The sequence below is a fragment of the Rhodococcus maanshanensis NBRC 100610 genome (assembly GCF_001894865.1).
GTDB lineage: Bacteria > Actinomycetota > Actinomycetes > Mycobacteriales > Mycobacteriaceae > Rhodococcus_G > Rhodococcus_G maanshanensis.
This window is the reverse complement of record NZ_BCXA01000020.1, coordinates 139007-148901: the sequence shown is the minus strand read 5'-3', so window position 1 is coordinate 148901 and position 9895 is coordinate 139007. Positions and strand designations below refer to the sequence as shown.

The 9895-nt window shown below is 69.9% G+C and carries 11 protein-coding genes; 4 read left to right on the top strand and 7 right to left on the bottom strand.

What is annotated here, in order from left to right; all coding sequences use genetic code 11:
• Positions 1-1467: tyrosinase family protein (locus RM1_RS11215; protein WP_072751356.1), on the top strand; the 1467-nt coding region annotated here is incomplete at its 5' end.
• Between the two features lie 4 nt (positions 1468-1471).
• Entirely contained in the window at positions 1472-2212 is a 741-nt protein-coding gene (locus tag RM1_RS11210; RefSeq protein WP_072751355.1) for a DUF2182 domain-containing protein, read from the top strand.
• A 15-nt stretch (positions 2213-2227) separates the two neighbouring features.
• On the opposite strand, the gene RM1_RS11205 is transcribed toward RM1_RS11210, so the two are convergent.
• The 3 genes from RM1_RS11205 to def are packed head-to-tail and all read right to left on the bottom strand — an operon-like array spanning position 2228 to position 5158.
• Positions 2228-3694, bottom strand: a complete 1467-nt coding sequence (locus tag RM1_RS11205) for an RsmB/NOP family class I SAM-dependent RNA methyltransferase (protein ID WP_072751354.1) — start codon at positions 3692-3694, stop codon at positions 2228-2230.
• Entirely contained in the window at positions 3691-4614 is a 924-nt protein-coding gene (fmt, locus tag RM1_RS11200) for a methionyl-tRNA formyltransferase (protein WP_072751353.1), read from the bottom strand. The genes RM1_RS11205 and fmt overlap by 4 nt, the downstream gene beginning before the upstream one ends.
• 1 nt (position 4615) lies before the next feature.
• Positions 4616-5158: a peptide deformylase gene (gene def, locus RM1_RS11195; RefSeq protein WP_072751352.1), complete on the bottom strand. Its 543-nt coding sequence runs from the start codon at positions 5156-5158 to the stop codon at positions 4616-4618.
• Between the two features lie 224 nt (positions 5159-5382).
• On the opposite strand from def, the gene RM1_RS11190 reads away from it, so the two are divergent.
• Together RM1_RS11190 and RM1_RS11185 are read left to right on the top strand one after the other, a co-directional pair.
• Positions 5383-5589, top strand: a complete 207-nt coding sequence (locus RM1_RS11190) for a hypothetical protein (protein WP_072751431.1) — start codon at positions 5383-5385, stop codon at positions 5587-5589.
• Between the two features lie 99 nt (positions 5590-5688).
• Positions 5689-6879 carry a dipeptidase gene (locus RM1_RS11185; RefSeq protein ID WP_072751351.1) on the top strand — a complete coding sequence of 397 codons (1191 nt, stop codon included), beginning with the start codon at positions 5689-5691 and terminating at the stop codon, positions 6877-6879.
• A gap of 24 nt (positions 6880-6903) precedes the next feature.
• On the opposite strand, the gene RM1_RS11180 is transcribed toward RM1_RS11185, so the two are convergent.
• The 4 genes from RM1_RS11180 to RM1_RS11165 all read right to left on the bottom strand — a co-directional run bounded on the left by RM1_RS11180 (position 6904) and on the right by RM1_RS11165 (position 9874).
• A complete protein-coding gene (locus tag RM1_RS11180; protein WP_072751430.1) occupies positions 6904-7953 on the bottom strand; it encodes an esterase/lipase family protein in 1050 nt (349 codons plus the stop codon).
• Between the two features lie 77 nt (positions 7954-8030).
• Entirely contained in the window at positions 8031-8699 is a 669-nt protein-coding gene (locus RM1_RS11175; RefSeq protein WP_072751350.1) for a PadR family transcriptional regulator, read from the bottom strand.
• Between the two features lie 100 nt (positions 8700-8799).
• Positions 8800-9597, bottom strand: coding sequence for a class I SAM-dependent methyltransferase (locus RM1_RS11170; RefSeq protein ID WP_072751349.1), 798 nt, complete (start codon positions 9595-9597; stop codon positions 8800-8802).
• A gap of 46 nt (positions 9598-9643) precedes the next feature.
• On the bottom strand, positions 9644-9874 hold the full coding sequence (locus RM1_RS11165; RefSeq protein WP_072751348.1) for a DUF2188 domain-containing protein: 231 nt from the start codon (positions 9872-9874) through the stop codon (positions 9644-9646).
• Positions 9875-9895: the final 21 nt, after the last annotated feature.

The following is a 9895-nucleotide window of genomic DNA, read 5'->3' as shown; positions in this document are numbered from 1 at the left end:
AAGAACATCTCCGAATGGCAATGGGGCACCTTCGGGAGGTATCCCAAGCGGTTCGTACGCAAGAACATCTGGATTCTCGAGGCCACCACACCGTGGGACCCGATCACCCTCGCCTACGCGAACGCGGTCAAGGCGCTGCAAGCACGGGCGCCGAGCGACCCGAGGAGCTGGACCTACCTTGCCGCGGTGCACGGATCGTCCGCATCGGTCCCGCCAGGAGCGGTGTGGAATCAATGTCAGCATGGGAGCTGGTTCTTCCTCCCATGGCACCGGATGTACCTGTACTACTTCGAGCGGATCGTCCGCGCCGAGGTCATCGCGCAAGGCGGACCACACGACTGGGCACTTCCCTTCTGGAACTACGAGAACCCCGGTCACGCGGCGTTGCCGCCCGCGTTCCGGGACCCGACCATGCCCGACGGGACCGCCAATCCCCTGTTCGTCACCCAGCGGTCCGCGGGGATGAACATGGGCGCGCAGCTACCTCAATCGGTGACGACAAGCGCCGCGGCCCTCGCGTTCGATGCGTTCACACCACCACCGGCTCCCGCATTCGGTGGCGGCAAGACCGGCCCGCAGCATTTCTTCGGCGCACACGGCGAACTCGAGTTCACCCCGCACAACGACGTCCATGGGATGATCGGCGGGTGGATGGGCAACCCGAACCAGGCCGCCCTCGACCCCATCTTCTGGCTGCACCATTCGAACATCGACCGACTGTGGTCGATCTGGATCGACCAGGGTGGCGGGCGAGCCAACCCTCCCGACACGCAGTGGCGGACGACTCCTTTCGTGCTCCACGACGAGACCGCGGCACAGGTCCGGTCCACGGCGAGCGCTGTGCTCGACACGCGGTCGCAGCTCAGATATGTCTACGAGACCGTCGGCGCGCCGGCCGTCGAGGCGGTGGTTGAGGCGATGAGCGCGAGTCCACCTCCAGACCCGCCGCCCGAGTTCGTCGGCGCCTCGGAACGGCCCGTAGAACTCGCGGGCGCACCCGCGACCGTCGATGTGGTGATCGACCGCCGCACTCTCGAGTCGCGAGCGCGCGAGCTGCCATCGGACTCGCCCGCCCACGTGTATCTCAACCTTGAAGACATCGAGGCCGAACGAAACCCCGATACGGTCTACGAAGTCTTCGTCAGTGGCCCCCGCGCGTCCGACGGCACTGTCGACACCACCTACTACGTGGGGAACGTGTCCTTCTTCGGCATCGAGCACCTCTCGGTTGCGGGACCGGCCTCGGACGGACCCCATGGCATCCGTCGCACCTTCGACATCACCGGTTGGATCGACGAACTGCGTGCGCAGGGCAGGTGGGACGACGAGCAGATGGTCGTGTCCTTCCGTCCGCTGTCGCTGATCATGCCGCCGGGGACCGAGCTTCCGCCTGTGGTCGCCGAGGAGTCCCTGACGGCGCGAGCGGCACCCGTACGGATCGGGCGCGTGAGCCTGTTCTACGGATGAGCGCATGACGACGGCCGCACTTCGCTCACCGTCGACCGTCGCGCGCATTCGGTGCTTCCTGCGGCGGCACCCCGAGTACGGTGCCGTCGTGGCCGCGGCGGCAGCCTGGGCGTCGGCGATCGCGCTGCACCTAGGTCACGCGGAATCGACGCCGACCTCGGTGCGCCACCACGGGGGCACCGAAGCCGCAATCGCACCTGCCCCGATCCTGCTCTGGGCCCTCATGTGCGTCGCGATGATGGTCCCCGTCTCGTTGCCCGCGATCCGTCACGTCGGGATCAACAGCCTGCGGTGGCGCCGACAGCGGGCGATCGCGATATTCCTCGCCGCCTATCTCGGGGTTTGGGTCGCTTGCGGATTGGCCGCGCTGCCCGTGATCGCCTTCGTCCGGGGGCACCTGGACGACAACGTGGTACTCGCCATGACGGTGGGCGCCGCCGCCGTCTGGCAGCTCCTGCCGTATCAGCGGCGCTTTCTCCGCGCCTGCCATCGCACCGTTCCCCTCCCGCCACGAGGCAGGCGCGCGGCGGCGGGATCCGCTCGATTCGGCCTGCGCTACGGGCGAGCGTGCGTCGGCGTCTGCGGGCCGCTCATGCTCGTCATGGCGGCCGTGGTCGACCAGGCACTGCTGGCGATGGTGGCGATAACCGCGGTTGTCGCTTGCATCAAGTTGCTGCCCCGCAGCGACAGGCTGTCAGGACCGATCGCCTTCATGCTTGGGACGTACGCGCTGACCCTCCTGTGACGCCGCGCCGACCCCTCATTCGGGCTTACGAAGCGCCGCCATGAACATCGCGTCGGTGCCGTGCCGGTGCGGCCACAGCTGCACGCCGGGACCGTCGCCCAGCTCGGGCACGCCCGGTACCAGTTCCCTGGTGTCCAGCGCGACGACGCCGTGCCTGCGGACCGCGTCGGCCACCACTCCGACGGTCTCCGACAGGTGCGGGGAGCACGTCGAGTACAGGACCACCCCGCCCGGCCGGACCAGCGCGATCGCCGACGAGAGGAGCTCGCGTTGCAGCTTGACCAGCGCCGCCACATCGGTGGGCTGACGGCGCCAGCGCGCCTCCGGCCGGCGCCGCAGCGCGCCGAGGCCGGTGCACGGCGCGTCCACCAGCACCCGGTCGAATCCCGGCGCCAGCCCGGGGTCGCGGCCGTCCGCGACGTGTACGTCGACGGGCAGGCCCCTTGTCGTCTTGCGAATCAGATCGGCCCGGTGCTCGGCGGGTTCGACGGCGTCGAGGCGGGCGCCCTCGATGTCGGCGAGGGCACCGAGCAGGGCCGCCTTGCCGCCGGGTCCCGCGCACAGGTCGAGCCAACGTCCGCCGTCGGCGCCGACCAGCGGCGCCAGCGCCAGCGCCCGCGCCACGAGCTGACTGCCCTCGTCCTGAACACCCGCGAGGCCCTCGCGGACCGCATCGAGCTGGCCGGGATCGCCGCCGTCGAGGTGCACCGCGTACGGCGAGTAGGGACCGATCTCGCCCCCGGTCACCAGCGCGAGCTCCTCCGCGGAGATCTCACCCGGTCGCGCCACCAGGTGCACCGACGGGCGCGCGTCGTCCGCGGCAAGCACCCGCTCCAGCTCACCGGCGTCAGGGCCGAGCGCATCGGCGAACGCCTGCGCGATCCAGACGGGATGCGCGTGCTCGAAGGCCAGGTGCCCCACCGGATCGGAGGCCGCATCGGGCGCGAGCTCGGACACCCACTGGTCCTCACTCTTCTCGGCCACCCGGCGCAGCACCGCGTTGACGAATCCGGCCTTGCCGCCGCCGAATTCGCTGCGGACCAGGTCCACCGAGGTGGCCACCGCCGCGTGCGGGGCGACCCGGGTGCGCAACAACTGGTAGGTGCCCAACCGCAGGACGTCGAGCAGTGGTCCGTCGATCTCGTCGATCGGCCGGCCCGCTCCCCTGGAGATGACGGCGTCCAGCAGGCCCTGCGCCCGGCACGCCCCGTAGGCGAGCTCGGTTGCCAGCGCCGCGTCCCGGCCGTCCATCTTCCGATCGCGAAGCAGGCCGGGCAGCACCAGGTTTGCGTAGGCGTCGCGCTCGCGCACGGCGCGCAGCACGTCGCGGGCCGCGACCCGGGGCCGATCGACCCCGCTCGCGGACGGGTCGGGCCTGCCGGCCTGGCGCGGCCGGGTGTTCGGGCCGCCCTTCGCGCCCTGCTTGTCGCCGCCGCGCGACTGATCGCGCTTTCCTCGTGCGGGCCTACGGGATTCGGTCACAGTGCACGCACCTCGGGGTCGAGGCGCGCTCCCCGCGCCCAATCGGCGGCCGCCATGGCCTTCTTACCTTGTGGCTGAACCTGACTCAGCCGAACCGCGGTCGTCGCGGTTCCGACATAGCAGCCGTCCTTGCGGACCAGGAACTGTCCCGGCTCCAGGGTCTCGTCGGTGACCTGTACCGGGCCGACCTTGAGCCGGAGCTCACCCACCTGCGTCCACGCACCTGGCGCTGGGGTGACCGACCGGACCAGTCGATCGACCGAGGTGGCCGGCTGATCCCAGCGGATCCGGGCCGATTCCACGGTCACCTTCGGCGCATGCGACACGCCCTCCTTCGGCTGCGGCACCGGCGTCGTCGCGCCGTCCTCGATGCCGTCGAGCACGGACTCCAGCAGCACCGCGCCGCCGTCCGCGAGGCGGCCGAGCAGCTCGCCCGCGGTGTCGTCGCCGCGGATGCGCTCGGTCATCACCCCGAACACCGGTCCGGTGTCGAGGCCCTCTTCCAGCAGGAAGGCGCTCGCGCCGGTCATGTCGTCGCCCGCGGCGATCGCCGCCTGCACCGGTGCCGCGCCACGCCACGCGGGCAGCAGGGAGAAGTGCAGGTTCACCCATCCGTGCCGGGGGACGTCGAGCACCGGTCGTGGCAGCAACGCACCGTAGGCGACCACCGGGCAGCAGTCCGGCTCAAGGGCGCGCAGCCGCTCGAGGAACTCCGGGTCGGACGCTCGCGCCGGGGTGAGCACCTCGATGCCGTGCTCGTCGGCGAGCTGACCGATCGGCGACCGTGTGACCTTCCTGCCCCGACCGGCGACGGCGTCCGGCCTGGTCACGACAGCGACCACCTCGTGCCGGGTCGACTTCAGCAGCCGCGCCAGCGAGGGCACGGCGGGCTCGGGGGTACCGGCGAAGACGATCCGCATGTCAGCGCACCGCCGCCCGGCCGAACGGACCGGCCTGCGCCTGCTCCTTGGCACCGAACCAATCCGACCGACGGATCGTGCGCATGGCTTCCTTCCTGGCCTCCGGGTCGAGCCGGTCAAGGAAGAGCACCCCGTCGAGATGATCGGTCTCGTGCTGGAAGCACCTGGCCAGGATCCCGGTGCCCTCGATCGTGATCGGCTCACCGTACTTCGAGAAGCCCGTGGCGACGGCGTTCATCGCCCGGGTGCACTCGGCCCGCACCCCGGGGATCGACAGGCATCCCTCGACGCCGGTCTGGACCTCGTCACCGATCACTCGAACGGTCGGGTTGATCAGGTGTCCCGCGGCGCCCCCGCAGTGATAGGTGAACACGCGCAGGCTCACGCCGATCTGCGGTGCGGCGATCCCGGCGCCGCCCTCGTCGTTCATGGTGTCCTCGAGGTCCGCGACGAGCTTGTGCAGCTCCCGGTCGAAGTCGACCACCTCGTCCGCGCGGGTTCGCAGAACGGGATCGCCGAACAGGCGAACGGGCTGAATACTCACGAATCTGCTCCCACGGTTCTCGTCATGTCGGGTCCGACGTCACGAACAGTCTAGGGAAGCCCGCGGGCCCTCCATGACAGCCGCGCGCTCCACAACCACGCGAAACTCTCCGGGCCGCGGTGATGTACACCGCACCCGAAGGGGTATTGACTGGGCACTGGCGCAATCCGGGTACCGAACTCCGGTGCGCCGACAGTGAAGTTCCAACTCAGATGGAGGTCACAGTGGCGGGAATCGCGAACAAGTTCGACAAGGAATGGGAGACCAAGTCCATCGAGGATTTGGCCAAGGCTCCGGTAGCTGCCCTTCAGGGGGTCAGCGATTCCGATGCCGAACATCTCAAGGCGGCATTCAACATCACCACCGTGGCCGATCTCGGCACCAACAAGTTCTTCCTGTGGGCACAGGCGGTCGCCAAGCTGGCCGAATAGCACCGAGGATGCCGCCGCCCCGAGCTCGGGGCGGCGGCATCCGTTCCAGATCGCCCAACACTCGATCAGAACTGGTTCGCACGCCTTAGGATTCGCGGCATGTCGTCCCCGAAGCGCAAGTGGCCCCGTCGCGTCCTGATCGGTTCCCTGGTCCTGATCGTCGTGGCGCTGGTCGGTTTCTTCACGATCGCGCCCGGCGCCATCGAGCGAAGCATGAACAAGGTCGTGCCAGGCGATCTGCCGGAGGTGACCGCGCAGACGCAGGAGCTCCACGACAGCCTGCAGATCGCCGACATGCACTCGGACACCCTGATGTGGGATCGCGACCTCCTCGAGCGATCCGGCCGCGGCCACATGGACCTGCCTCGCCTGCAGGACGGCAACGTGGCGTTGCAGGTGTTCTCGTCCGTCTCGAAGTCGCCGAAGGGCCAGAACTACGACGCCAACTCGGACGAGACCGACAACATCGAGCTCCTCACGATCGCCCAGCTGCAGCCGCCACGAACCTGGGGCTCGCTGCTGCAGCGGTCGCTCTATCACGCGGAGAAGCTGGAGAACGCGGCCGCGGACTCGGACGGCGGGCTCCGGTTCGTGAAGACGCGAGAGGACCTCGCGACGTTGCTCGCGGACCGCGCCGCGGGACAGAACGTGACCGGCGCCCTGTTCTCGGTCGAGGGCCTGCAGAACCTCGAGGGCAAGGCCGAGAACCTCGACGCGCTCTACGACGCAGGCATGCGGATGGCGGGGTTCACCCACTTCTTCGACAACGAGGCGTCCGGCTCGATGCACGGCGAGGCCAAGGGCGGCCTGACCGATCTCGGTCGGACGGTGTTCGCGGAGATGGAGCGGCGCGGCATCATCGTCGACATCGCCCACGCCAGCCACCCGGCCATCAAGGAGATGCTCGAACGGGCGACGCGGCCCGTCGTCGCGAGCCACGGCGGAGTGCAGGCCACCTGCGACGTCAACCGCAACCTCACCGACGACGAGATCCGCGGGGTTGCGGCGACCGGAGGCGTGGTCGGAATCGGCTACTGGGACGCGGCCGTGTGCGAGCTGACCCCGGCAGCGGTGGTCGACGCGATCGAGCACGTGATCGAGGTCGGCGGCCTGGCGACAGCGGCGCTCGGCAGCGACTACGACGGAGCGACCACCGTCGCATGGGACACCAGCGAGATCGCCGTGATCACCCAGGAACTGCGCAACCGCGGCCGCAGCGACGACGACATCAGGGCGATCATGGGCGGCAACACGCTGCGCGTGATGGCCGAGGTGCTGCCCGCCGGCTGAGGACCCGCGGGACGGGTGACCGGGTCAGCTGCCGTCGCTGCTGCCGCCGAAGTTGCTCTCGTACATCATCTGCGGGATCCCGGTCCCGAGCGCGACCGGGGCGCAGATCGGTTCCGGGGCACCGGGATCGAGCGCCCGGAGCACGAGGCCGATGGTGAACGGGTCGTAGACCATGTTCATGTGCCCGGTCCGGTCTTGCGGGCACAGCGCCTGGATGCTGACGTTCGTCGCGCCCTGACCGCGCAGGGCGACGTTCGACGCCGGCTGGATCATCTCGTCGTACTGGGTTCCGATCGTGGTGTAGCTCACGCCGGGGACGGTGTCGGCTGGCTCGTTCAGCGCGTCCAGGAACGGTGATCCCTGGATCTGTTGGCCGACCGCCTGCCCGAGCATCGCCTCGATGGCCTCGGCCCCGCCGGGGATTCCGTCGAGGACCGGTGCCAGACCGTAGAAGACCCCGCCGTACGACGGCGACGCCACCCCGACCCACCGCTCGACCACCGCGGCCCCGCCGAGCCGGTTGACGAAGTACCTCGTCACCGTCGCACCCTGCGAGAACCCGACCAGGTCGACCTTCTCGGCGCCGGTTGCCGCGCGCACCCTCTGCACGAAGTCGGCGGTCTGTTGACCGCTGACCCGCATGTCCTCGGTCCCGAACGAGTCCCCGCCCGGCTTCCCCCCGTAGTTCAGGGCGAACACGCAGTAGCCCGCCGACTTGAGGGCAGGAGCGATCGCGGACCAGTCCGAGTAGGCGTTGGCGTCGGTGCCGTGGGCGAGGACCACCGGACGCGGATGGGCGGCGGAGGGTTTACAGGAGAAGTCGTTCGATCCGGGCGGTGCGCTGCCGGGGTGCCTGCGGGCGAAGGCGGCCGCGTCGGCGTGGGTCGCCTGCGCAGGACCGGGATTCTCGGGGGTCTCGGAGATCGACCCCGCACCCTGGGTGGTGCTGGATTGGGCGTCCGCAGCCGCCAGCGGGAGGACGGTGGCGGCACACGTCAGCGAGACGATCGCGACGATCCTGCGACCCGCCCCCACCCCAGACGGCCTCGAATCGATCCGGTTCACGACGCACATCATGCACGCGGTGGCTCCGGTCGCGGGACCACATGGAGGTCACGATTTCAGTACGGTCCGGTTGCTTCGGTTGCCGATCACGCCTGGGGCTCGGGCTCTGCGCCTTCAGGAGCCGCGGGGTTGGCCGTCGGGTTCGGATCGTCGGCGAGAATCCGGTACAGCGCGCGGCGGGACTCGGTGAGCACCTCGCCCGCCTTGCGGATCTGGTCCGGCGTCCCGACCGCGGCGACCTGACCGGCCGCACCCATCAGCTGCCCGATCAGTCCGCGCAGGTCCTGCGCCTCCTGGCCGACGCCCGCGCTGACCTCGTCCCACGGATTCCCCAGGTCGGCCTTGTTCTCCTCCACGTACGCGACGCCCGACTCGGTCAGGCGCGCGGTCTTGCGGCCGGCCACCTTCTCGATCAACACCAGGCCCTCGTCCTCGAGCTGCGCGAGCGCAGGGTAGATCGAGCCGGGACTGGGACGCCAGACACCGTTGCTGCGCTCGACGATTCGCTGGATCAGTTCGTAGCCGTGCATCGGCCCCTCGGCCAGGAGCAGCAGCACCGCGGCACGCACGTCGCCGCGCCGCCCGCGGCCACCACGCCCACGCCCACGGCCGAGCCGCTGGCCGCCGGGACCGTGACCGGGCCCGAAACCCATTCCCGGACCGAACCCGGGGCCGAACCCGTCGCGACGACGATCTCGCCCCTCACGTCCCGGCCTGCGCCTGCCGCGCCCGTGCTCTCGTTGGATCTCTTCCATGTCAGCCTCCTCGGACTGTTCGTGTCAATTACGTGTTCGACGATATATCGACAAACAGTCGATGGCAAGGTGTCGGCGATCACCCTCGGATCGGGCGTGGTCACGGCCGGCGACCGCGAACCGTCCACGCCCGCGCGCGGAGGGCGACGGCACCGGCGGCGGTGCGCGGGGTCGTGGCGCGAAGCGACTCCCGCAGAGCCGCCCGATGGTCCTCGGTCAGGCTCGTGCAATACCCGGGGGCAGGCCCCTGACCACCGAGGAACGGGCGCCAGAAGTCCTCGAAGTCCACGAACACCGTGTCCACGGAGACCTGCCCGACCCGAACCTCGGTCAATCCCGCCGAAGCGAACAGCTCGCGCAGGGGCTCGGGGCGACACAGCGGAAACCGGCGCCCCTCGTCGAGCGGAGCGGCCGCCGGGTCCAGCTCGACGGCCGCGTCCCAGAACAGTCGGATCATGTCCATGCCGTCCGCGTAGTCCCACACGTAGGCGGCGACCAGCCCGGCCGGCCGGGCGACCCGGGTCATCTCGGCCAGCGCCGCTCCCGGATCGGGCACGAAGTTGAGCACCAGCGCCGAGACCACCCGGTCGAACTCGCGGTCGGCCGCGGGGATCGCCGCCGCGCTGCCGACCTCGAACTCCACCCGCTCATCCGACACCCGTGCGCGTGCGGCGGCCAGGTACCCGACCGAGGGGTCGACCCCGAGGACCCGAGCCGGCTGTTCGCCGGCCAGTATCGCCTGCGTGAGCGAGCCCGTCCCGCACCCGACGTCGCACCAGGCCGCCGCGGGCAGTGGCGGCAGACCGCGAAGGAAACCGACGGCGGCCAGGCGGCTCCACCGCCCCATGTAACGCTGATAGTCCTCGCCGCTCGCCCACTCCTCGGGCCGAGCCGCCATGGCCTACCCTCCTCACGTCCCGAACCGAGGGGGTGAAACACCGTCGCTAGCAGGTGAATTCACGGTATGCGAAGCCGTCTCGCCCGTGCAGCACCACTTTCGCCGGATGGTGTGCGTGCGCCAGCTCACGCGCCGCGGCGATCGCCTCCCGCTCGGTGCCGAAGTAGCTGTGCTCGCGCGAACCGTACTGGTGCACCTCCCAGCAGTGCGCCGCGTCGCCCTCGTGGGGCAGAACGTCGTAGGTCCTCCGCGTTGTCGATGGCGTTGCCCGCTTCATGCCGAGCCTCCTCAGACGTGT

Coding starts and splice junctions, on each gene's coding strand:
- RM1_RS11210 (WP_072751355.1), top strand. CDS start 1,472: ATGACGACGGCCGCACTTCGCTCACCGTCGACCGTCGCGCGCATTCGG.
- fmt (WP_072751353.1), bottom strand. CDS start 4,614: ATGCGGATCGTCTTCGCCGGTACCCCCGAGCCCGCCGTGCCCTCGCTG.
- RM1_RS11185 (WP_072751351.1), top strand. CDS start 5,689: ATGTCGTCCCCGAAGCGCAAGTGGCCCCGTCGCGTCCTGATCGGTTCC.
- RM1_RS11180 (WP_072751430.1), bottom strand. CDS start 7,953: ATGTGCGTCGTGAACCGGATCGATTCGAGGCCGTCTGGGGTGGGGGCG.
- RM1_RS11175 (WP_072751350.1), bottom strand. CDS start 8,699: ATGGAAGAGATCCAACGAGAGCACGGGCGCGGCAGGCGCAGGCCGGGA.
- RM1_RS11170 (WP_072751349.1), bottom strand. CDS start 9,597: ATGGCGGCTCGGCCCGAGGAGTGGGCGAGCGGCGAGGACTATCAGCGT.
- RM1_RS11165 (WP_072751348.1), bottom strand. CDS start 9,874: ATGAAGCGGGCAACGCCATCGACAACGCGGAGGACCTACGACGTTCTG.